We start from the raw sequence: 20,113 nt of genomic DNA, 5'->3' as shown, positions 1-20,113 counted from the left end.
GCACTGCCGGTCAGCGCATGGGAGCGATCACCATAAGGAATCGCTTTCATGAGCCGTACCCCCGACACCTGGATTCTCACCGCCCACTGCCCCAGCGTGCTGGGCACCGTGGATGTGGTGACCCGCTACCTGTTCGAGCAGGGCTGCTACGTCACCGAGCACCACAGCTTCGATGATCGCCTGGCCAGTCGCTTCTTCATCCGCGTCGAATTCCGCACCCAGGCCGATTTCGACGAGGCGACCTTCCTCGCCGGCCTCAACGAGCGCACTGCGCCGTTCGACATGCGCACCGAGCTGACGCCGCCGGGCTACCGCGCCAAGGTGGTGATCATGGTGTCCAAGGCCGATCACTGCCTCAACGACCTGCTCTACCGCCAACGTACCGGCCAGTTGCCGATGGACATCACCGCCATCGTCTCCAACCATCCCGATCTCAAGCCGCTCGCCGACTGGCACGGCATCCCGTACCACCACTTTCCGCTCGACCCCAACGACAAGCCCGCCCAGGAGCGCCGGGTGATGCAGGTGGTCGAGGACACCGGCGCCGAGCTGGTGGTGCTTGCCCGCTACATGCAGGTGCTGTCCGCCGACCTGTGCCGCAAGCTCGACGGCCGGGCGATCAACATCCATCACTCGCTGTTACCCGGCTTCAAGGGCGCCAAGCCGTATCACCAGGCGTACCAGAAGGGCGTGAAACTGGTCGGTGCCACAGCGCACTTCATCAACAACGACCTGGATGAAGGGCCGATCATCACCCAGGGAGTGGAAAGCGTCGATCATGCGCATTACCCCGAGGATCTGGTGGCAAAAGGCCGCGATATCGAATGCCTGACCCTGGCCCGCGCGGTCGGTTACTTCCTCGAGCGCCGGGTGTTTCTCAACGCCAATCGGACCGTAGTCCTCTAACCTGAGGCGGTGCCGCGCAGAGAACGGCGGCTGTCGGTTTTGCATCCGCGGCTGCGCCATACGCTAGCTAGTCTGGCTAGACCATTCGCGCTGCCCTCACCGTCAGCACGACAGCTCGGTAGCCGTCCTGCCCTTACCGGCGGGTGCCGAGACAGACGCTTCAATACTCCATCGCAAGACCTCGCGCCTTGCATCCACAAGAAGAAAGGAGATTCATATGTCTGGTAATCGCGGTGTCGTCTATCTCGGCACAGGCAAGGTCGAAGTCCAGAAGATCGACTATCCGAAGATGCAGGATCCGCGCGGTCGCAAGATCGAGCACGGCGTCATTCTGAAGGTCGTTTCCACCAACATCTGCGGCTCCGACCAGCACATGGTGCGCGGCCGTACCACCGCCCAGGTCGGCCTGGTGCTCGGTCACGAGATCACCGGTGAAGTGATCGAGAAGGGCAGCGACGTCGAGAACCTGAAGATCGGTGATCTGGTCTCGGTACCGTTCAACGTCGCCTGCGGCCGCTGCCGTTCCTGCAAGGAACAACACACCGGCGTGTGCCTGACCGTCAACCCGGCGCGTGCCGGCGGCGCTTACGGTTACGTGGACATGGGCGACTGGACTGGCGGCCAGGCCGAGTACGTGCTGGTGCCGTATGCCGACTTCAACCTGCTCAAGCTGCCGAATCGCGACAAGGCGATGGAGAAGATCCGCGACCTGACCTGCCTCTCCGACATCCTGCCGACCGGTTACCACGGCGCCGTGACCGCTGGCGTTGGCCCGGGCAGCACGGTGTATATCGCCGGCGCTGGCCCGGTCGGCCTGGCCGCTGCCGCGTCGGCTCGCCTGCTGGGCGCCGCCGTGGTGATCGTCGGTGACGTCAACCCGGTGCGCCTGGCGCACGCCAAGGCCCAGGGTTTCGAAATCGCCGACCTGTCCAAGGACACCCCGCTGCATGAGCAGATCGCTGACCTGCTCGGTGAGCCGGAAGTGGATTGCGCGGTCGATGCGGTGGGCTTCGAGGCCCGCGGCCATGGCCATGCCGGTGCCCAGCACGAGGCGCCGGCCACGGTGCTCAACTCGTTGATGGGCGTGGTTCGGGTCGCCGGCAAGATCGGTATTCCCGGCCTTTACGTCACCGAAGACCCGGGCGCAGTGGACGCCGCGGCGAAGATCGGCAGCCTGAGCATCCGCTTCGGCCTCGGCTGGGCCAAGTCGCATAGCTTTCATACCGGGCAGACCCCGGTGATGAAGTACAACCGCGCCCTGATGCAGGCCATCATGTGGGATCGCATCAACATCGCCGAAGTGGTTGGCGTGCAGGTGATCAGCCTGGACGACGCACCGCGCGGTTACGGCGAGTTCGATGCCGGCGTGCCGAAGAAATTCGTCATCGACCCGCACAAAACCTTCAGCGCAGCCTGAAGCAGAAAAGCGGAGCCACAAGGCTCCGCTTTTTCTTTACCTTCCTTTTTCATTCCTGTGGTCAGCACGGCTGCTACCCTGTCAGGCTCGACCTGCAGGAGCACCTCATGAGCTTTGACCGGCGGATTTCCCTGATCACCCTGGGCGTGGCCGATGTACAGGCCAGCGCCGCCTTCTATGAACGCCTGGGCTGGACGCGCTCGTCTGCGTCCCAGGAGCAGATCGTCTTCATCAAGCTCAAGGGCCTTGCCCTGGGGCTGTTCTCACGCGATGAGCTGGCCAAGGACGCCAATTTGCCCGAAGCCGGCCCTGCAGGCTTTTCCGGCATCACCCTGGCGCACAATCTGGAAAGCCCGGAAGCCGTGGACGCGGCCATGGCGCTCGCTGTCGCCTCGGGAGCGCAGCAGGTCAAGGCGCCGGAGAAGGTGTTCTGGGGTGGCTATTCAGGATACTTCGCCGATCCGGACGGCCACCTTTGGGAGCTGGCGCACAATCCCTTCGCGCCGCTCGACGAGGCCGGCCATATGATCCTGCCGGACTGATGAAGTCGTTTGGCTGGGGCAGGCTCAGCCCTTGGCTTCCTGCTTCAGCTGGGTGATCAGCGCATCCTTCTCTTCCCAAAGGCCGCTGACCCAATCCTGTACGTACAGGCGGAAATCCGCATCGTTCTGGTAGTCACCCTGCCACAGCGCCGGCTCCAGCGGCCGGGTGCGGATATCCATGATCACCTTTGGCACCTGGCCACTGATCAGCCTCCAGAAACCGGGCGGCGTGTCCTCGGCATAAACGATGGTGACATCCAGAATGGCGTCGAGCTGCTCGCCCAGGGCCGCGAGTACGAAGGCCACCCCGCCGGCTTTGGGCTTGAGCAGGTGCTGATAGGGCGAGCCCTGCTGGGCCTGCTTGGCGGGCGTGAAGCGCGTGCCTTCCAGGTAATTGACCACGGTAACCGGCAGATCCCGGAATTTCTCGCAAGCGCGGCGGGTGATTTCCAGGTCCTGGCCCTTGAGCTGCGGGTACTTCTCCAGCTTGGCCTTGCTGTAGCGCTTCATGAAGGGGTAATCCAGCGCCCAGAACGCCAGGCCGAGAAAGGGCACCCAGATCAGCTGCTGTTTGAGGAAGAATTTGAAGTAGGGCGTCTTGCGGTTGAAGGCCTGCACCAGCGCGGGAATGTCGACCCACGACTGGTGGTTGCTGATGACCAGGTAGGAGGTGTCCTGGCGCAGCTCGGCGTTGCCGCGGATATCCCACTGGGTCGGCGTGAGCGCCGCGAAGATGCGCTTGCAGTTCTCGGCCCAGGCTTCGGCGATATGCATCACCTGGCGCGAACAGGCCGCCTTCAGCGCCTGGCCGGGCAGCACGAACTTGCCGAGGGCGATGAACATCATCGGCCCGATGAGAATCAGCGTGTTGAGCAGCAACAGCAGGATGACGGTGATGCCGGTGAGCAGACGGCGCATGACAGCTCCTTGAGGGCACGAGGTATTCATCATAGGCAGACCGCATGCTGGCGCCAAATCGTTGCTCAGGGCAAGGCGTTACCGGATGTCCTGCTGCTACGCGATGGCCTTGGTAAGGCAGAAGCAGACACTCAAACCAACCTGTGGGAGCCCCGACCTCGGGGCGAAACGATTGCAGCCTGACTGCCTATTTCGGCGGTGCCTGAGCGATTCGCCGCGAGGTCGCGGCTCCCACAATGGATCGGATAACGGCCGCTACCGCCACTAAGCCGCCCTCGTGCACCGCTCAGAACAACCTGGCCAATAGCGCGGTAACAGCCGTTTCCACCCGCAAGATCCGCTCACCCAGCTGCACTGGCTTGAGGCCGGCCTCGGCCAGCTTGTCCACTTCGTAGGGAATCCAACCGCCTTCCGGGCCGATGGCCAGGGTTACCGCTTGCTCGACGGCGCGGGGGCAGGCCGGGTAGTCGCCGGGGTGCCCGGTCAGGCCCAGCGTGCCGGCGGCCAGCTGGGGCAGACGATCCTCGACGAAGGGCTTGAAGCGCTTCTCGATGATCACCTCGGGCAGTACGGTATCCCGGGCCTGCTCCAGGCCCAGGATCAACTGCTCGCGAATCGCTTCCGGCTCCAGAAAGGGTGTCTGCCAGAAGCTTTTCTCCACCCGGTAGCTGTTGAGCAGCACCAACCGCGGCACGCCCATGGCGCTGACGCTCTGCAGCACGCGCTTGAGCATCTTCGGGCGCGGCAGGGCGAGCAGCAGGGTGATCGGCAATTTGGCCGGTGGCGGCTGGTCGAAGGCGACCTGGAGTTCCGCGCTCGCCCCATCGAGCTGCAACAGCTGGCCACGACCCATCTGCCCGCCAAGGCGGCCGACACGCAAGGTGTCGCCGTTCTCGGCGCGGTGCACTTCATTGAGATGGGTGAGGCGGCGACCGCTCAGGCGCACCCGGTCGGCGGCGATGAAGTCACCGTCCTCGAGCAGCAGCAGATTCATGGCTGGACGCTGGGCGGCTGGTCGGTCGGTGCGTTTTCGTCTTCCTCATCCGGCTGGCCGCGGCGCGTGCGGATCAGGCTGCCGGCCAGGATGCCCAGTTCGAACAGCAGCCACATCGGGACGGCGAGCAGGGTCTGCGAGAAGATATCCGGCGGGGTGAGGATCATGCCGACCACGAAGCAGCCGATGATCACGTAAGGGCGGATCTTGCGCAGGTATTCGACGTCGACGATGCCGATCCAGATCAGCAGCACCACCGCGACCGGGATCTCGAACGCCACGCCGAAGGCGAAGAACAGCGTCATCACGAAGTCGAGGTAGCTGGCGATGTCGGTCATCATCGACACGCCTTCGGGCGTCACGCTGGCGAAGAAGTGGAAGATGATCGGGAATACCAGGAAGTAGGCGAAGGCCATGCCGGCATAGAACAGGATGATGCTGGAGATCAGCAGCGGAATGGCGATGCGCTTTTCGTGCTTGTACAGCCCCGGGGCGATGAAGCCCCAGACCTGGTGCAGGATCACCGGCATGGCCAGGAATACCGCGACGATCATGGTCAGCTTGAAGGGCGTGAGGAACGGTGAGGCCACGTCGGTGGCGATCATCGTCGCGCCTTCGGGCAGGTACTGGCGCAGCGGCGCCGAGACCAGTGTGTAGATCTTCTGCGCGAAATAGAACAGGCCGGCGAAGATCAGGAAGATCGCCGCCACGCAGCGTAGCAGGCGGGTGCGCAATTCGGCGAGGTGGGAAACCAGCGGCATTTCCTGGTCGTTGTCGGGCAGTCGACTCATGGTTGCGGCGTCTTGTCCTGGCTGGCGACGGGCGCCGTGGAGGGCGGTGTTGCAGGCGCTGGAGCGGGCTCCACCGGCGCTTGCGCAGCGGGCTCGGCAGCGGTGCTCGGTTGCATGGCAGGCGGCGGCACGCTGGCCTGGGGCGCCGGCGGCAGGATGTCGTTCTTGACCGCCTGCATCTCGCGCTCCAGTTCGAGGATGCGTTCGTTATGCAGTTGCCGGCGTATTTCGTCAGCGCCGATCTCACGCTCGACTTCCGACTTGATCGCGTTGAAGCTGCGCTTGATGCGCCCGATCCACAACCCGGCGGTGCGCGCCGCACCTGGCAGGCGCTCGGGGCCGAGCACCAGCAGGGCGATCAGCCCGACCAGCAGCAGCTCGCTGAAACTGATACCGAACATGCTTTGCCTCAGTCTTTGCGCAGCGGTTCTTCGACCTTGCTGGCCTGGCCTTCAACGGTGTGCGGCTGGTTCAGCGGTGCTTGTTGCTGGTAAGGCTGTTGCGGCTGCTGCGGCTGTTGCGCGTGCGGCTCGGCCGGCTTGCCGTCTTCCTCGTTCATCGCCTTGCGGAAACCCTTGATGGTTTCACCGAGGTCGGAACCCAGGTTCTTGAGTTTCTTGGTACCGAACACCAGCACCACGACGATCAGAATGACGACCCAGTGTTTCCAGTCGAAAATGCCCATGTTTCGTAGTCCTCGTCAGCGTCTTTATTGAGTGTCGCTGTCGCTGCGCGCGGCTTTTTCCGCGTGCCCCGACAGGCCGAAACGGCGATCCAGTTCGTCCAGCACCGCTTGCGGGTGCTGATCCAGTGCGGCCAGCATGACCAGGCTGTGGAACCACAGGTCGGCGGTTTCGTAGATCAGGTCGCTGCAGTCGCCGCTGCTGGCGGCGTCCTTGGCGGCAAGAATGGTTTCCACCGATTCTTCGCCGACCTTCTCCAGAATCTTGTTCAGGCCCTTGTGGTACAGGCTGGCCACGTACGAGCTATCCGGTGCCGCGCCCTTGCGCGACTCCAGCACCTCGGCCAGGCGCTTGAGGGTATCAGTCATGGCGGTGCTCCGGCGAATAGATGGTGTGCGGATCTTTCAGCACCGCATCGACGGTTTTCCAGGCACCGTTTTCGAACACCCGATAGAAGCAGCTCTCGCGGCCGGTGTGGCAGGCGATGCCGCCCAACTGCTCGACCATCAGCACGATCACGTCGGCGTCGCAGTCCAGGCGCAGCTCGTGGAGTTTCTGCACATGGCCGGACTCCTCGCCCTTGCGCCACAGCTTGCCGCGCGAACGTGACCAATAAATGGCGCGCTGCTCGCTGGCGGTCAACGCCAGGGCTTCGCGGTTCATCCAGGCCATCATCAGGATGCGCCCGGTCTGGTAGTCCTGGGCGATGGCCGGGATCAGGCCGTTGTCGTCCCACTTGATTGCATCTAGCCAGTCGTTCATTGCATTTCCATCTTCAATCGAAGCCAAGTGTGCCAGCCGGGACGCGGGCTGGCTATCGGCGCAGGACCAGGTACAGACCGCTGGCGCCCATCAGCCAGGCCGGCCAGGCCGTGGCGGGTTCGCTCAGGTTGCCCAGGCCGAGGGCTGTCACCACACCGCCGCCGATCAGCGCGGCGCCGATCAGCCGCACCGCCCAACCATCGCGTTCGCGCCATGGCGGTGGCGGGTCGTTGGCGTGGGGCTGGGCCATACGCTCGAGCAGGCTGCGGGTCATGTTGGCCAGGTGCGGCAATTGCTCGACCTGGCTCTGCAGGTTGTGCATGACGTTGCGTGGGCTGACGCGCTCGCGCATCCAGCGCTCCAGGAATGGCTGGGCAGTGGTCCACAGGTCCAGGTCGGGGTACAGCTGGCGGCCCAGACCCTCGATGTTCAGCAGGGTCTTCTGCAGCAGCACCAGTTGCGGCTGGATTTCCATGTTGAAGCGTCGTGCGGTCTGGAACAGGCGCATCAGCAGCAGGCCGAAGGAGATGTCCTTGAGGGGGCGCTCGAAGATCGGCTCGCAAACGGTACGGATCGCCGCCTCGAAGTCGTTGACCTGGGTCTCCTGGGGCACCCAGCCCGAATCGATGTGCAGTTGCGCCACCTTGCGGTAGTCACGCTTGAAGAAGGCCACCAGGTTGCGCGCCAGGTAGTCCTGGTCCTCGGGGGTGAGGCTGCCGATGATGCCGCAGTCGATGGCGATGTACTGCGGGTTCCACGGCGTGCGGGTGCTGACGAAGATGTTGCCCGGGTGCATGTCGGCGTGGAAGAAGCTGTGGGTGAACACTTGGGTGAAGAAGATCTCCACGCCGCGCTCGGCCAGCAGTTTCATGTCGGTGCGCTGGTCGGCCAGGGTTACCATGTCGTTGACCGGAATGCCGTAGATGCGCTCCATCACCAGCACCTTGGGGCGGCACCAGTCCCAGTACACCTGGGGCACGTAGAGCAGGCCGGAGTCTTCGAAATTGCGCCGCAGCTGGCTGGCGTTGGCCGCCTCGCGCAGCAGATCGAGCTCGTCGTAGATGGTCTTCTCGTAGTCGCTGACCACGTCCACCGGGTGCAGGCGACGGGCTTCGGCCGAGGCGCGCTCGGCCATCTTGGCGAGCAGGAACAGCCAGGCCATGTCGGCCTTGATCACCGGCTTGAGGCCGGGACGCACTACCTTGACCACCACTTCCTCGCCGCTTTTCAGCTGCGCGGCGTGCACCTGGGCCACCGAGGCCGAGGCCAGTGGTGCGGTGTCGAAACGGGCGAACGCCACGCTCACCGGCACGCCGAGCTGCTCTTCGATCAGCGCCAGGGACTTGGCCGGGTCGAACGGCGGTACGCGGTCCTGCAGGTGCGCCAGTTCGTCGGCGATATCCGGCGGCAGCAGATCGCGGCGGGTGGACAGCAACTGACCGAACTTGATGAAGATCGGCCCCAGCTCCTCCAGCGCCAGGCGCAGGCTTTCACCGCGGCTGCGCGACGACTTGCCGCGCGGCACCCAGCGCCATGGCAACAGGAAGCGCGGCGCGCGCAGCCAGAACGGCAGCGGCAGGGCGAACAGCAGGTCATCGAGGCGGTAGCGGATGACCACGTAGAGGATGCGCAACAGACGACGAACGGCAAGCAGCTTCATGCGATGGGCTTATGGCGTTGGGCGAGGCGCTCGATGCGCGCGTCGAGACGGTCGAGGGAGAGTTTCAGGTCATCGAGTTCGGCAAAGCGGGCGTCGGCCTCGCGGCGGCCGACCAGTGTGCGCGATTCTTCGCTGAGGTAGTCGGCCAGGCTCAGTTGCAGGCTTTGCAGGTTCTCCCGCGTCCAGCCGGCGCGGCTGCGCAGGTGGCCAGCCAGCAGCGCCGTGGGCAGCGGGCCGAGCCAGCGCGACAGCTCGTACTCCCAGTCCAGATCCAGATCCTGCAGCACACCGGCCAGCTCCATCAGCGCGCCGCTGTCGCCATCGAGTTCGACCTCGGGCTCGTGCAGCACCGCCTGCTTGTCCCGGGCCAGGGCCAGGCGCAGCAGGGCGCTGGCGGGGGCACGCAGGGTGCAGTCGACCGCGCCGGCCCATTGCCCGGCCAGGCGCAGCCCCTGGCCGTCGGCGAGAATGAACATCTGCAGTGACGGCGACTGGGCCTGCACCGCGATCACCCGGCCATTGAGCCTGGCCAGGCGAGGCAGTGCGGTGCTGTCCAGCTCGAGCACACGGTTGAGGCCGCGCTCGACGGCCGCCAGCAGGGCCTGGGTGAGCATCAGGGCTTGATACCGCGGTGCAGGGCGACGATGCCGCCGGTCATGTTGTGGTACGTCACGCGGTCGAAACCGGCGTCCAGCATCATCGCCTTGAGGGTGTCCTGGTCCGGGTGCATGCGGATCGACTCGGCCAGGTAGCGGTAGCTGTCGGCGTCGTTGGTGACCAGCTTGCCCACCAGCGGCATGAAGTTGAACGAGTAGGTGTCGTAGACCTTGGACAGCAGGCTGCTCTTGGGCTTGGAGAACTCTAGCACCAACAGGCGGCCGCCCGGCTTGAGCACGCGCAGCATGGAGGCGATGGCCGCGTCCTTGTGGGTGACGTTGCGCAGGCCGAAGGCGATGGTCACGCAGTCGAAATGATTGTCCGGGAAAGGCAGCTTCTCGGCATCGGCCTGCACGAAGGAAATGTTGCCGGACACGCCGCGGTCGAGCAGGCGGTCGCGGCCAACCTTGAGCATCGAAGCGTTGATGTCGGCCAGCACCACTTCGCCGGTCTCGCCGACGATGCGTGAGAACTGGCGGGCCAGGTCACCAGTGCCGCCAGCGATGTCGAGCACCCGGTTGCCGCTGCGCACGCCGGACAGCTCGATGGTGAAGCGCTTCCACAGGCGATGCATGCCGCCGGAGAGCAGGTCGTTCATCAGGTCGTACTTGGCGGCCACCGAATGGAACACCTCGGCGACCTTTTCCGCCTTGCGGCTTTCCGGAACGTCCTGGAAACCGAAGTGGGTGGTGGGTTCGCTGCTGTCGTTCTTGCGCGGATCGTTCATGTGGCCCTTTTCCTGAAGTCCGGGAGGCGTTGGCGTCTGCTCAGTGTGCGGGCTTGGAGCCCAGCATGGCGTGACCGTGATCATGAGACAGCGCCGGGCTCGTCTCATCGCAGCATGCCAGTGAGTCAGACAAGCGAAAAGGCGAGTTTACCGAGGTAAATAAGCGTTTCCATCGAGTACTGCACGGCAGGCCGCTTCACGGCCTGTTCAACCGCTTGCACAACGCCGAGTGGGGGCATTCTAAACCCAAAAGCCGGGCGCCGGCTGCACACGTGGTAGTGGGCCTGTGGGCGCATCTTGTATATTGCCCCGCCCGCGTTTCAGTCAGGAGAGCCATGATGGCCAGAATCACCGTCGACCGCCCCCACAATCTGGGCATCGAGGCCGCCCGTGGCAAGGCTGAAAAGCTCGCCGAACGCCTGGCCCGCGAGTACGACGTGCGCTACCAGTGGAAGGGCGACACCCTGGAATTCAAACGCAGCGGCGCCGACGGCTGGCTCGCCGTCAGCGAAGACCGCGTTCAGCTGCAACTCAACCTCGGCCTGCTGCTGTCGGTGATGAGCGGCAAGATCAAGAGCGAGATCGAGGAAGTGCTGGATAAGGAATTGGTGGCCTGAGTACGGGTCGCCCGTAGCCTGTGGTTGAGCGCAGCGATACCCAGGTGATCCCGCCGTGATTAGAACTTCAGAGCAGGCTGGCGCTACGCAGCCCCGCACATGCCTCGGCATGCCCTGCTGGTGAAAAAGCCTCCAGCCACCGCCGATCTTGTTCACTCGGCTGCTGACTCCACCCCTCCGCCAGCGCCTGCAACCGCTCCAACTGCTCCCGCTCCGCCTCCAGCTCCAGCTGTTTAACCCGCTCGCGCAGACCGCTCAGTGCTGAATCATGGCCAGCCGCTTCGCGCCAGCCCTGGCGCAGCGCCCGCAGCGGCTTCACCACCTCACGCTGCCACTGCTCGGCGGCTTGTCGCAGCTGCGCTTCGCGCTCCGCGTCATGGGCCACGCCTCGGCTGTCCAGCCACAGGCCGCAGAGCAGCAGGCAGACGTCTGCGCCGGCGGCCTGCAATTCCAGGCAGGCGGCTTCCACGCCTGGGCGGGCGTAGAGGGTGGTGGCGAAAGTCCACAGGTCAGGGCTCATGCGTGCTCCGAGTATGCGGCGGGGGACTCTGGTAGAATCCGCCGCCATTATGATCCGACTCCAGAATCTTACCCTACAGCGTGGCCCTCAGCGTTTGCTCGAGAACGCCGAGCTGACCCTGCACGCCGGCCACAAGGCCGGCCTGATCGGTGCCAACGGCGCCGGCAAGTCCAGCCTGTTCGCGCTGCTGCGCGGCGAGTTGACGCCCGATTCCGGCGATTGCCTGCTGCCCGGCGACTGGCGCATCGCCCATATGCGCCAGGAGGTCGACACCCTCGACCGCCTGGCCGTGGACTACGTGCTCGATGGCGACCACAACCTGCGCCGCGTGCAGCGTGAGCTGGCCGCGGCCGAGCAGGGCCACGACGGCGCGGTCATTGCCCGCCTGCACAGCGAGCTGGACAGCGCCGACGGTTATACCGCCGACGCCCGGGCGCGCAAGCTGCTGGCCGGCCTGGGTTTCGACAATGCGCAGATGGATCGCCGCGTCGGCGACTTCTCCGGTGGCTGGCGCATGCGCCTGAACCTAGCCCAGGCGCTGATGTGCCCGTCCGACCTGCTGCTGCTCGATGAGCCGACCAACCATCTGGATCTGGACGCCATTCTCTGGCTCGAAGGCTGGCTGCAGAGCTACCCCGGCACCTTGCTGCTGATTTCCCACGACCGGGACTTCCTCGATGCCGTGGTCGATCACGTCGCCCATGTCGAGCAGCGCAAGCTGACCTTGTACCGCGGCGGCTACTCGGCCTTCGAGCGCACCCGCGCCGAGCGTCTGGCTCAGCAGCAGCAGGCGTACGAGAAGCAGCAGGCGCAGCGCGCGCACATGGAAAAGTACATCGCCCGCTTCAAGGCCCAGGCCACCAAGGCCCGCCAGGCGCAGAGCCGCATCAAGGCCCTGGAGCGCATGGAGGAGCTGAGCGCGGCCCACGTCGATTCGCCTTTCGATTTCGTGTTCCGCGAAGCCGACAAGATCTCCACGCCACTGCTCAGCCTCAGCGAAGGGCGCCTGGGTTATGGCGACAAGACCATCCTGCAGCAGGTCAAACTGAGCCTGGTGCCGGGCGCGCGCATCGGCCTGCTCGGCCCCAACGGCGCGGGCAAGTCGACGCTGATCAAGAACCTCTCCGCCGAGCTGCAGCCGCTGAGCGGCAGCCTGACCCGCGGCGAAAACCTGGTGATCGGCTACTTCGCCCAGCATCAGCTCGATGCCCTGGACGACAAGGCCAGCCCGCTCTTGCACCTGCAGCGCATCGCGCCGACCGAACGTGAGCAGACCCTGCGCGATTTCCTCGGTGGTTTCGATTTCCGCGGCCCGCGCTGCGACGAGCCGGTGGTGAATTTCTCCGGTGGCGAGAAAGCCCGCCTGGCCCTGGCATTGATCGCCTGGGGCAAGCCCAATCTGCTGCTGCTTGATGAGCCGACCAACCACCTCGATCTGGAAATGCGCCTGGCGCTGACCATGGCCCTGCAGGAGTTCGCCGGCGCCGTGGTGGTGGTGTCCCACGATCGTCACCTGCTCAAGAGCACCACTGACGAATTCCTGCTGGTGGCCGATGGCCGCGTGGCGCCGTTCGACGGTGACCTGGAAGATTACGCCCGCTGGCTGGTCGACTATCGCCAGCGTCAGGCCGCGCCGGTCGCCGCCGCACCGGCTGCCGGTGCCGGCAACGACAAGCGTGGCCAACGTCAGGCCGCCGCAGCGCTGCGTCAGCAACTGGCGCCGCACAAGAAGGCCGCCGACAAGCTCGAAGCCGAGCTCGGTCAGGTGCAGACCAAGCTCGCGGCGCTGGAAGAACGCCTGGGCGATAGCGGGATCTACGAAGCCGCTCGCAAGGACGAGCTGCGCCAGGCCCTGGCCGAACAGGCGCAGCTCAAAACGCGCGAGGCCGAACTGGAGGAGGGCTGGCTCGAAGCCCTGGAAACCCTCGAAGCATTGCAACGTGAACTGGAGGCCGTGGTTTGAACCTGGAGCTGATCGATTGGGCCTGGCTGGTGTCCTGGAGCCAGCCGCTGATGCGCGCCGGCCAGGTGCTGCTGATCCTTATCCTGGCGTGGGTCGCCCAGCGCATCCTCACCCGCGGCATCACCCGTCTGGGCCAGCGTTACCCGCAGTTGCCGCCGGAGCTGCTGATGCCGCTGCGCGGGCTGACCCGCTGGCTGATCCTGGGCAGCGCCATCATGCTGGTGCTCGAGCGCCTCGGCGTGTCCGCCCAGGTGCTGTGGGGGGCGCTGACAGGCTTCGTGGCGGTGGCGGCGATCGCCTTCTTCGCGATCTGGAGCGTGCTCTCCAACATGTTCTGCACGCTGCTGATCTTCGCCCTCGGGCCATTCCGCATCGGTGATTGCGTGGAGGTGCTGGAAAGCGCCGACAAGCCGGGCGTGCGCGGCCGCGTGCTGGCCATCAACTTGTTCTACACCACCCTGGAAGACCTGACCGGCGATGCGCCCGGCACCTGGCTGCAGATTCCCAACAGCCTGTTCTTCCAGAAGGCGGTACGCCGCTGGCGCAACGGCGAGCTGCCGACGGCGCGCAAGATCGAGCCTTGATCGACGGCGCCGCGGCACTCATTTGGGGCCGTGTGCGCCGCCTGTGAAATAGCATCTGCAGCCCCTGCCGCTGTTGCGGCAATTCAGGTAATTTCGACGTTTCGCTAATCCCTCACCGAGGTCGCCATCATGGCTCTGGAAACCTGGCTCGCTTTCTTCGTCGCCTGCTGGCTCATCAGCCTGTCGCCAGGTGCCGGTGCCATCGCCTCGATGTCGGCGGGGCTGCAATACGGCTTCTGGCGCGGTTACTGGAATGCCCTGGGCCTGCAGCTGGGCCTGGCGCTGCAGATCGCCATCGTCGCGGCGGGCGTCGGCGCGGTGCTCGCCACCTCGGCCCTGGCGTTCAGCCTGATCAAATGGTTCGGCGTGGCCTATCTGGTTTACCTGGGCTGGCGCCAGTGGCGCGCCGTGCCAGCGGACATGAACGTGGATGGCGAACGCCCCATCGGTCGACCGCTGAGCCTGGTGCTGCGCGGCTTTCTGGTGAATTTCGGCAACCCCAAGGCCATCGTGTTCATGCTCGCGGTGCTGCCGCAGTTCATCAATCCCCATGCGCCGCTGACCGAGCAGTACCTGATCATCGGCGTGACCATGGTCACCGTCGACCTGATCGTCATGGCCGGCTACACCGGCCTGGCCGTGCGGGTGCTGCGTCTGCTGCGCACGCCGCGTCAGCAGCGCATCATGAATCGCAGTTTTGGTGCGCTGTTCGTAGGTGCCGCGGCATTGCTGGCTACCGTCCGCCGCGCACCGCTCTAAGAATCTGCCCAAAGACTGCTGCGCGTCGGCCCTGCTACGTTAAAAGCAGCCTCAAAATGCTCATGTACAAAAGTACACTCCGCTTTTTCGCCTGCTTTTGCCTTGCATGGCTCTAGCTCGCTCGCCTTTGAGAAGGTTCTTAACATGCGTGTCTGGATCGACGCCGACGCCTGCCCGGGGCTGGCCCGCGATCAGGTGGTCAAGTTCGCCCTCAAGCGTAATTTCGAGGTGGTGCTGGTGGCTGGCCAGGCCGTGGCGCGACCCAACTTCGCCTGCGTGAAGCTGATCGTGGTGCCGAGTGGCCCCGATGCGGCGGACGATTACCTAGTAGAGCACGCCGTGCCCGGCGAACTGGTGATCTGCAGCGACGTGCCGTTGGCCGACCGCCTGGTCAAGAAGGGCGTGCTGGCGCTGGATCCCCGTGGGCGCGAGTTCGACGAGCGCAATATGGGAGAGCGCCTGGCGGTGCGTAACCTGTTCACCGATCTGCGTGAGCAGGGGCAGGTCGGTGGTGGCCAGGCGGCCTATGGCGACAAGGATCGCCAGGCTTTCGCCAATTCGCTGGATCGCTTGCTGACGCGTCTATCGCGCGCCTAATCGCTTTTGTAGCCTGGCGTTGAGCGTAGCGATACCCAGGGCAGAGTCCCGGGTGTCGCTGCGCTCGACCCAGGCTACGACAGGTGTTCACGCCCATCGCCGTCCTGGGCTGGCGCTTTCACTCGTGGGTCAGCTCCAGCACCCGGTCCACCAGCTTGTTGATGCCCGAGGCCGCTTCGGCGATGGAGTTGGCGAGCATGTAGGCCGGGGTGGTCACCAGCTTGCGTTCGGTGTCTTCGACGATGTCCTCGACGTGACAGTCGACATGCTCGGCGCCCATCTTGCCGAGGGCGGCGGCGGTATCGGCGTCGTTGCCGATGGTGCAGGTCACGCCGGCGCCGAAGATGCGTGCGGCCATGGCCGGGGCGATGCAAATCAGGCCGACCGGCTTGGCGGCGCTCACGAAGGATTGCGCGGCGGCCAGCACGTCCGCTTGCACGGTGCAGTCGGCGCCTTTGCTGGCGAAGTCGGAGAGGTTCTTGGCCGCGCCGAAACCGCCGGGAACGATCAGCGCATCGAAGTCGTCGGCACGCAGTTCGCGCACGTCCTTGATGTTGCCTCGGGCGATGCGGGCCGATTCCACCAGCACGTTGCGGGCCGGCTGCATTTCCTCGCCCTTGAGGTGGTTGATCACGTGGGCCTGGTCGATATCGGGCGCGAAGCATTGCACTTGGGCGCCGCGCTGATCGAGGCGCAGCAAGGTGATGACGCTCTCGTGGATCTCCGAGCCGTCGTAGACGCCACAACCGGAAAGGATCACTGCAACTTTCTTGTTCATCGACCAACTCCTGATGAAGGGCGAGCCTCGCGTGGCACTGGAGCAAGGCACTCGCTTGGAAAAAACCTGCTTGATGATATGACTGGCCAGTCAGCCAATTGTTACAGCCTTTTGAGCGTCTCGGGCGCCTTCGTCAAGCCACTGCTTGCTAGCTCTCGCGCCGTCTACGACGGTACAACCAGACGCCGAGGCCAATGACCAGCAGGGCGCCGAACAGGTAGAACTGCACCTGGTGCAACTCACCGAGCAACCCCTCCAGCGCGCGGCCGAGTTTGTAGGCCAGGGTACCGAGCGCGATGGCCCAGATGGCCGCACCAATGGCGTCGAGAATCACATAGCGGCGTCGCGGATAGCCGGAAATGCCGATGGCCAGTGGCATTACCGTGCGCATCCCATAGAAGAAGCGAAAGCCCAGCACCCACAGATCCGGGTGGCGGCGCAGGTACACCAGGGCCTTGTCGCTCAGCGCCTGCCACTTCGGCCGGCGTTCGAGTATCCGCCGGCCATGGCGGCGGCCCAGGTGGAACCACAGCTGGTCGCTGGCATAGGTGCCGATGAAGGCGAACAGCATCACCAACTCGATCTGCAGGATGCCGCGCAACGCCAGGTAGGCCGCCAGCAGCAGCGACATTTCACCCTCGAGAAAGGTACCCAGCGCCAGGGCCGGATAACCGAAGTGCTGCAACAGATTTTCCAGCATTACAGATGACCGTAGAAAATGGGGAGGCAAGGCTACGCCGTTCGACACTGTAAAACAGCATTTGTCGAAAACCTGTGAAATATCCCCATCGACCTTTATGGCGTTCATACCTAAGGGGTTTGGCGAGCTTTTGCGCGTTGCGATGTGCCTTATTGGCTGCGACGCACCGTCGCAGTATTCGTTGTGGTCGTCATCATTTAGTCATAATGGCGGCTTATAACTGTCACACTTCGCCCGCTCGAGCGGGCCCAGGAGTCTGCCGTGAGCTTTACCCCCGCCAACCGCCTGTTCCCTGCCACCCGCCTGCGTCGCAATCGTCGCGACGATTTCTCGCGGCGTCTGGTGCGCGAGAACGTGCTGACCACCAACGATCTGATCCTGCCGGTATTCGTGCTCGACGGCGAGAATCAGCGCGAGGCGGTGACGTCCATGCCTGGCGTCGAGCGGCTGTCCATCGACCTGCTGCTGCAGGAAGCGGAAAAGTGGGTGGCGCTGGGCATTCCGGCGTTGGCGCTGTTCCCGGTCACCCCGGCGGAAAAGAAGACCCTAGATGGCCGCGAGGCCTGGAACCCGGACGGCATTGCCCAGCGCGCCACCCGCGCATTGCGTGAGCGTTTCCCTGAACTGGGGGTGATCACCGATGTGGCGCTGGACCCGTTCACCACCCATGGGCAGGACGGCATTCTCGACGAAGACGGCTACGTGCAGAACGACATTACCGTCGATGCGCTGGTCAAGCAGGCGCTTTCCCATGCCCAAGCCGGCGCCCAAGTCGTCGCTCCGTCGGACATGATGGACGGGCGCATCCAGGCGATTCGCGAAGCCTTGGAGCTGGCCGATCACGTCAACGTGCGGATCATGGCCTACTCTGCGAAATACGCCAGCGCCTACTACGGCCCGTTCCGCGATGCGGTGGGTTCGTCGCTCAATTTGGGCAAGGCCAACAAGGCCTCCTACCAGATGGATCCGGCCAACAGTGACGAGGCGCTGCACGAAGTGGCCAGCGACCTGGCCGAAGGCGCCGACATGGTCATGGTCAAGCCGGGCATGCCCTATCTGGACATCGTTTCCCGGGTCAAAAGCGAATTCAAGGTGCCGACCTTTGTCTACCAGGTCAGTGGTGAATACGCGATGCATATGGCCGCCATCCAGAATGGCTGGCTGAGCGAGGCGGTGATTCTCGAATCGCTGACCGCCTGTAAACGAGCGGGTGCCGACGGCATCCTCACCTACTTCGCCGTGCGTGCGGCCGAACTCATACGACAGGGGCAGTAGCCCCTCCAGGGTAATTCAATGAGCAACGAAGGACTCAGTGAGAACGAACAGCTCGATGTGCCGGCCCTCAGCCTGCCGGTGATCGACGAAGCGCCGGTGGAAACAGTCGTGGAAACACCCGTAGTCGAAGCCGCGGCAGCGCCCGTGGTCGTGCCCAGCCTGGATGACAGCAGCCTGTACATCCATCGCGAGCTGTCGCAGCTGCAGTTCAACATCCGCGTGCTGGAACAGGCGCTGGACGAGTCCTACCCGTTGCTGGAACGCCTGAAGTTCCTGCTGATCTTCTCCAGCAACCTCGACGAGTTCTTCGAGATTCGCGTCGCCGGCCTGAAGAAACAGATCAACTTCGCCCGCGAGCAGGCCGGTGCCGACGGCCTGCAGCCGCACCAGGCGCTGTCGCGCATTTCCGAACTGGTGCACGAGCAGGTCGGCCGCCAGTACGCCATCCTCAACGATGTGCTGTTCCCCGAGCTGGCCAAGCACGGCATCAACTTCATTCGTCGCCGTTACTGGACGACCAAGCACAAGGCTTGGGTGCGCCGCTATTTTCGTGACGAGATCGCGCCGATCATCACCCCGATCGGCCTCGACCCGACGCACCCTTTCCCGCTGCTGGTCAACAAGAGCCTGAACTTCATCGTCGAGCTGGAAGGCGTCGACGCCTTTGGCCGCGACTCCGGTCTGGCGGTGATACCGGCGCCACGTCTGCTGCCGCGCATCATCAAGGTGCCGGAAGAGGTGGGTGGCCCGGGCGCCAACTATGTGTTCCTGTCGTCGATGATCCACGCCCACGCCGACGATCTGTTCCCCGGCATGAAGGTCAAGGGCTGCTACCAGTTCCGCCTGACCCGTAACGCCGACCTGTCGGTGGACACCGAGGACGTCGAAGACCTGGCCCGCGCCCTGCGTGGCGAGCTGTTCAGCCGCCGCTACGGTGACGCCGTGCGCCTGGAAGTGGTCGACAGCTGCCCGAAACACCTGACCGACCAGTTGCTCAAGCAATTCGGCCTGTCGGAAAGCGAGCTGTATCAGGTCAACGGGCCGGTCAACCTGACCCGCCTGTTCAGCATCACCGGCCTCGATAGCCACCCGGAATTGCAGCACGCGCCGTTCACCCCGGTGATCCCCAAGCTTTTGCAGAACAGCGACAACCTGTTCAACGTGATCAGCAAGCAGGACATTCTGCTGCTGCACCCCTTCGAGTCCTTCACCCCCGTGGTGGATCTGCTGCGTCAGGCGGCCAAGGATCCCCACGTGCTGGCGATCAAGCAGACGCTGTACCGCTCGGGCGCCAACTCGGAAATCGTCGATGCGCTGGTGGAAGCTGCGCGCAACGGCAAGGAAGTCACCGCGGTGATCGAACTGCGCGCGCGGTTCGACGAAGAGTCCAACCTGGCCCTGGCCAGCCGCCTGCAGGCTGCCGGCGCGGTGGTGATCTATGGGGTGGTCGGCTTCAAGACCCACTCCAAGATGATGTTGATCCTGCGCCGCGAGAACGGTGAGATCCGCCGTTACGCGCACCTAGGTACCGGTAACTACCACGCCGGCAACGCGCGGCTGTACACCGACTACAGCCTGCTGACCGCCGACGTGGCGCTGGGCGAGGACGTTTCCAAGCTGTTCAGCCAGCTGATCGGCATGGGCAAGACCCTGCGCATGAAGAAGTTGTTGCATGCGCCCTTCACCTTGAAGAAGACGCTGCTCGACCTGATCGCCAAGGAGACGGCCAGCGCTGCCGAAGGCAAGCCGGCGCACATCATCGCCAAGTTCAACTCGCTGACCGACGCCAAGATCATCCGCGCGCTGTACAAGGCCAGCCAGACCGGCGTGAAGATCGACCTGGTGGTGCGCGGCATGTGCTGCCTGCGCCCAGGCATCCCCGGCGTGTCCCACAACATCCAGGTGCGCTCGATCATCGGCCGCTTCCTGGAGCACACCCGCGTCTACTACTTCCTCAATGGCGGTGACGAACTGATCTACCTGTCCAGTGCCGACTGGATGGAGCGCAACCTCGACAAGCGTGTGGAGACCTGCTTCCCGGTGGAGGGCAAGAAGCTCATCACCCGGGTCAAGAAGGAGCTGGAGGCGTACCTCACCGACAACACCCACGCCTGGGTGCTGCAGCCCGATGGCCGCTACGTGCGGCTGTCGCCAACCGGCAACCAGAACTCGCGCAGCGCGCAAGCCAGCCTGCTGGAGAAGCTCAGTGCGCCGGTGATCGCTGCACGCTGAGGCAGCAATCAGCGTGCTGAGTGATCATCGA

At 64.4% G+C, this 20,113-nt stretch carries 23 protein-coding genes; 10 read left to right on the top strand and 13 right to left on the bottom strand.

Going from position 1 to position 20,113, the window contains the following annotated elements; genetic code table 11:
* The first annotated feature begins 48 nt into the window (after positions 1-48).
* The 3 genes from purU (at position 49) to BVH06_RS06045 (ending at position 2,865) form a co-directional block, all read left to right on the top strand.
* Positions 49-906, top strand: coding sequence for a formyltetrahydrofolate deformylase (gene purU, locus BVH06_RS06055; RefSeq protein ID WP_075929729.1), 858 nt, complete (start codon positions 49-51; stop codon positions 904-906).
* Between the two features lie 217 nt (positions 907-1,123).
* A complete protein-coding gene (gene fdhA / locus BVH06_RS06050; protein WP_075929728.1) occupies positions 1,124-2,323 on the top strand; it encodes a formaldehyde dehydrogenase, glutathione-independent in 1,200 nt (399 codons plus the stop codon).
* A gap of 107 nt (positions 2,324-2,430) precedes the next feature.
* Positions 2,431-2,865 (top strand): VOC family protein, encoded by a 435-nt coding sequence (locus BVH06_RS06045; RefSeq protein ID WP_075933525.1) that lies wholly within the window; start codon positions 2,431-2,433, stop codon positions 2,863-2,865.
* Positions 2,866-2,889: 24 nt separating this feature from the next.
* On the opposite strand, the gene BVH06_RS06040 is transcribed toward BVH06_RS06045, so the two are convergent.
* From BVH06_RS06040 to ubiE, 10 genes are all read right to left on the bottom strand, one after another.
* A complete protein-coding gene (locus BVH06_RS06040) occupies positions 2,890-3,783 on the bottom strand; it encodes an acyltransferase (protein ID WP_075933524.1) in 894 nt (297 codons plus the stop codon).
* Positions 3,784-4,069: 286 nt separating this feature from the next.
* Positions 4,070-4,777, bottom strand: coding sequence for a 16S rRNA (uracil(1498)-N(3))-methyltransferase (locus tag BVH06_RS06035; RefSeq protein ID WP_075933523.1), 708 nt, complete (start codon positions 4,775-4,777; stop codon positions 4,070-4,072).
* A complete protein-coding gene (gene tatC, locus BVH06_RS06030; RefSeq protein WP_074889756.1) occupies positions 4,774-5,568 on the bottom strand; it encodes a twin-arginine translocase subunit TatC in 795 nt (264 codons plus the stop codon). The genes BVH06_RS06035 and tatC overlap by 4 nt, the downstream gene beginning before the upstream one ends.
* Positions 5,565-5,969, bottom strand: coding sequence for a Sec-independent protein translocase protein TatB (tatB, locus tag BVH06_RS06025; RefSeq protein WP_075929723.1), 405 nt, complete (start codon positions 5,967-5,969; stop codon positions 5,565-5,567). The genes tatC and tatB overlap by 4 nt, the downstream gene beginning before the upstream one ends.
* A gap of 8 nt (positions 5,970-5,977) precedes the next feature.
* Positions 5,978-6,253, bottom strand: coding sequence for a twin-arginine translocase TatA/TatE family subunit (locus BVH06_RS06020; protein WP_074889750.1), 276 nt, complete (start codon positions 6,251-6,253; stop codon positions 5,978-5,980).
* 24 nt (positions 6,254-6,277) lie between these two features.
* Entirely contained in the window at positions 6,278-6,619 is a 342-nt protein-coding gene (locus BVH06_RS06015; RefSeq protein ID WP_075929721.1) for a phosphoribosyl-ATP diphosphatase, read from the bottom strand.
* Positions 6,612-7,013 (bottom strand): phosphoribosyl-AMP cyclohydrolase, encoded by a 402-nt coding sequence (hisI, locus tag BVH06_RS06010; RefSeq protein WP_013793288.1) that lies wholly within the window; start codon positions 7,011-7,013, stop codon positions 6,612-6,614. The genes BVH06_RS06015 and hisI overlap by 8 nt, the downstream gene beginning before the upstream one ends.
* Before the next feature lie 52 nt (positions 7,014-7,065).
* Positions 7,066-8,673 (bottom strand): ubiquinone biosynthesis regulatory protein kinase UbiB, encoded by a 1,608-nt coding sequence (gene ubiB, locus BVH06_RS06005; RefSeq protein WP_075933522.1) that lies wholly within the window; start codon positions 8,671-8,673, stop codon positions 7,066-7,068.
* Complete coding sequence (locus BVH06_RS06000) at positions 8,670-9,287, bottom strand: SCP2 domain-containing protein (protein WP_075933521.1); 618 nt, start codon at positions 9,285-9,287, stop codon at positions 8,670-8,672. Before BVH06_RS06000 ends, ubiB begins: the two co-directional genes overlap by 4 nt.
* A complete protein-coding gene (gene ubiE / locus BVH06_RS05995) occupies positions 9,287-10,057 on the bottom strand; it encodes a bifunctional demethylmenaquinone methyltransferase/2-methoxy-6-polyprenyl-1,4-benzoquinol methylase UbiE (RefSeq protein ID WP_027908587.1) in 771 nt (256 codons plus the stop codon). The genes BVH06_RS06000 and ubiE overlap by 1 nt, the downstream gene beginning before the upstream one ends.
* Before the next feature lie 338 nt (positions 10,058-10,395).
* Here ubiE and BVH06_RS05990 point away from each other — a divergent pair, with 338 nt between their 5' ends.
* Positions 10,396-10,674, top strand: a complete 279-nt coding sequence (locus tag BVH06_RS05990; RefSeq protein ID WP_075933520.1) for a polyhydroxyalkanoic acid system family protein — start codon at positions 10,396-10,398, stop codon at positions 10,672-10,674.
* Positions 10,675-10,741: 67 nt separating this feature from the next.
* Here the strand turns inward: BVH06_RS05990 and BVH06_RS05985 are convergent, their stop codons facing one another.
* Positions 10,742-11,194, bottom strand: a complete 453-nt coding sequence (locus tag BVH06_RS05985; RefSeq protein WP_075933519.1) for a TIGR02444 family protein — start codon at positions 11,192-11,194, stop codon at positions 10,742-10,744.
* Positions 11,195-11,243: 49 nt separating this feature from the next.
* On the opposite strand from BVH06_RS05985, the gene BVH06_RS05980 reads away from it, so the two are divergent.
* From BVH06_RS05980 to BVH06_RS05965, 4 genes are all read left to right on the top strand, one after another.
* On the top strand, positions 11,244-13,157 hold the full coding sequence (locus BVH06_RS05980) for an ATP-binding cassette domain-containing protein (protein ID WP_075933518.1): 1,914 nt from the start codon (positions 11,244-11,246) through the stop codon (positions 13,155-13,157).
* 50 nt (positions 13,158-13,207) lie between these two features.
* On the top strand, positions 13,208-13,741 hold the full coding sequence (locus BVH06_RS05975) for a mechanosensitive ion channel family protein (protein WP_111542222.1): 534 nt from the start codon (positions 13,208-13,210) through the stop codon (positions 13,739-13,741).
* A 129-nt stretch (positions 13,742-13,870) separates the two neighbouring features.
* On the top strand, positions 13,871-14,500 hold the full coding sequence (gene rhtB / locus BVH06_RS05970; RefSeq protein WP_027908590.1) for a homoserine/homoserine lactone efflux protein: 630 nt from the start codon (positions 13,871-13,873) through the stop codon (positions 14,498-14,500).
* A gap of 144 nt (positions 14,501-14,644) precedes the next feature.
* Positions 14,645-15,097, top strand: coding sequence for a YaiI/YqxD family protein (locus BVH06_RS05965; protein ID WP_075933517.1), 453 nt, complete (start codon positions 14,645-14,647; stop codon positions 15,095-15,097).
* 118 nt (positions 15,098-15,215) lie between these two features.
* On the opposite strand, the gene elbB is transcribed toward BVH06_RS05965, so the two are convergent.
* Together elbB and BVH06_RS05955 are read right to left on the bottom strand one after the other, a co-directional pair.
* Positions 15,216-15,875, bottom strand: coding sequence for an isoprenoid biosynthesis glyoxalase ElbB (elbB, locus tag BVH06_RS05960; RefSeq protein ID WP_075929710.1), 660 nt, complete (start codon positions 15,873-15,875; stop codon positions 15,216-15,218).
* A gap of 148 nt (positions 15,876-16,023) precedes the next feature.
* The gene (locus BVH06_RS05955) at positions 16,024-16,575 is read right to left on the bottom strand and encodes a DedA family protein (protein WP_075929709.1); all 552 of its coding nucleotides are present in this window, start codon (positions 16,573-16,575) and stop codon (positions 16,024-16,026) included.
* 261 nt (positions 16,576-16,836) lie between these two features.
* Between BVH06_RS05955 and hemB the strand changes: the two genes are divergently transcribed.
* Both hemB and ppk1 read left to right on the top strand, forming a co-directional pair.
* On the top strand, positions 16,837-17,850 hold the full coding sequence (gene hemB / locus BVH06_RS05950) for a porphobilinogen synthase (RefSeq protein ID WP_075929707.1): 1,014 nt from the start codon (positions 16,837-16,839) through the stop codon (positions 17,848-17,850).
* Positions 17,851-17,868: 18 nt separating this feature from the next.
* Positions 17,869-20,082, top strand: coding sequence for a polyphosphate kinase 1 (ppk1, locus tag BVH06_RS05945; protein WP_075933516.1), 2,214 nt, complete (start codon positions 17,869-17,871; stop codon positions 20,080-20,082).
* Positions 20,083-20,113 lie beyond the last annotated feature (31 nt).

It is taken from the genome of Pseudomonas sp. PA27(2017) (genome assembly GCF_001945445.1).
GTDB lineage: Bacteria > Pseudomonadota > Gammaproteobacteria > Pseudomonadales > Pseudomonadaceae > Aquipseudomonas.
This window is presented reverse-complemented; position numbering and strand designations above follow the sequence as displayed.

What these genes read in the sequence shown, in the direction of transcription:
- purU (WP_075929729.1), top strand. Translation starts at nt 49, where the DNA reads ATGAGCCGTACCCCCGACACCTGGATTCTCACCGCCCACTGCCCCAGC.
- fdhA (WP_075929728.1), top strand. Translation starts at nt 1,124, where the DNA reads ATGTCTGGTAATCGCGGTGTCGTCTATCTCGGCACAGGCAAGGTCGAA.
- BVH06_RS06045 (WP_075933525.1), top strand. Translation starts at nt 2,431, where the DNA reads ATGAGCTTTGACCGGCGGATTTCCCTGATCACCCTGGGCGTGGCCGAT.
- BVH06_RS06040 (WP_075933524.1), bottom strand. Translation starts at nt 3,783, where the DNA reads ATGCGCCGTCTGCTCACCGGCATCACCGTCATCCTGCTGTTGCTGCTC.
- BVH06_RS06035 (WP_075933523.1), bottom strand. Translation starts at nt 4,777, where the DNA reads ATGAATCTGCTGCTGCTCGAGGACGGTGACTTCATCGCCGCCGACCGG.
- tatC (WP_074889756.1), bottom strand. Translation starts at nt 5,568, where the DNA reads ATGAGTCGACTGCCCGACAACGACCAGGAAATGCCGCTGGTTTCCCAC.
- tatB (WP_075929723.1), bottom strand. Translation starts at nt 5,969, where the DNA reads ATGTTCGGTATCAGTTTCAGCGAGCTGCTGCTGGTCGGGCTGATCGCC.
- BVH06_RS06020 (WP_074889750.1), bottom strand. Translation starts at nt 6,253, where the DNA reads ATGGGCATTTTCGACTGGAAACACTGGGTCGTCATTCTGATCGTCGTG.
- BVH06_RS06015 (WP_075929721.1), bottom strand. Translation starts at nt 6,619, where the DNA reads ATGACTGATACCCTCAAGCGCCTGGCCGAGGTGCTGGAGTCGCGCAAG.
- hisI (WP_013793288.1), bottom strand. Translation starts at nt 7,013, where the DNA reads ATGAACGACTGGCTAGATGCAATCAAGTGGGACGACAACGGCCTGATC.
- ubiB (WP_075933522.1), bottom strand. Translation starts at nt 8,673, where the DNA reads ATGAAGCTGCTTGCCGTTCGTCGTCTGTTGCGCATCCTCTACGTGGTC.
- BVH06_RS06000 (WP_075933521.1), bottom strand. Translation starts at nt 9,287, where the DNA reads ATGCTCACCCAGGCCCTGCTGGCGGCCGTCGAGCGCGGCCTCAACCGT.
- ubiE (WP_027908587.1), bottom strand. Translation starts at nt 10,057, where the DNA reads ATGAACGATCCGCGCAAGAACGACAGCAGCGAACCCACCACCCACTTC.
- BVH06_RS05990 (WP_075933520.1), top strand. Translation starts at nt 10,396, where the DNA reads ATGGCCAGAATCACCGTCGACCGCCCCCACAATCTGGGCATCGAGGCC.
- BVH06_RS05985 (WP_075933519.1), bottom strand. Translation starts at nt 11,194, where the DNA reads ATGAGCCCTGACCTGTGGACTTTCGCCACCACCCTCTACGCCCGCCCA.
- BVH06_RS05980 (WP_075933518.1), top strand. Translation starts at nt 11,244, where the DNA reads ATGATCCGACTCCAGAATCTTACCCTACAGCGTGGCCCTCAGCGTTTG.
- BVH06_RS05975 (WP_111542222.1), top strand. Translation starts at nt 13,208, where the DNA reads ATGCGCGCCGGCCAGGTGCTGCTGATCCTTATCCTGGCGTGGGTCGCC.
- rhtB (WP_027908590.1), top strand. Translation starts at nt 13,871, where the DNA reads ATGGCTCTGGAAACCTGGCTCGCTTTCTTCGTCGCCTGCTGGCTCATC.
- BVH06_RS05965 (WP_075933517.1), top strand. Translation starts at nt 14,645, where the DNA reads ATGCGTGTCTGGATCGACGCCGACGCCTGCCCGGGGCTGGCCCGCGAT.
- elbB (WP_075929710.1), bottom strand. Translation starts at nt 15,875, where the DNA reads ATGAACAAGAAAGTTGCAGTGATCCTTTCCGGTTGTGGCGTCTACGAC.
- BVH06_RS05955 (WP_075929709.1), bottom strand. Translation starts at nt 16,575, where the DNA reads ATGCTGGAAAATCTGTTGCAGCACTTCGGTTATCCGGCCCTGGCGCTG.
- ppk1 (WP_075933516.1), top strand. Translation starts at nt 17,869, where the DNA reads ATGAGCAACGAAGGACTCAGTGAGAACGAACAGCTCGATGTGCCGGCC.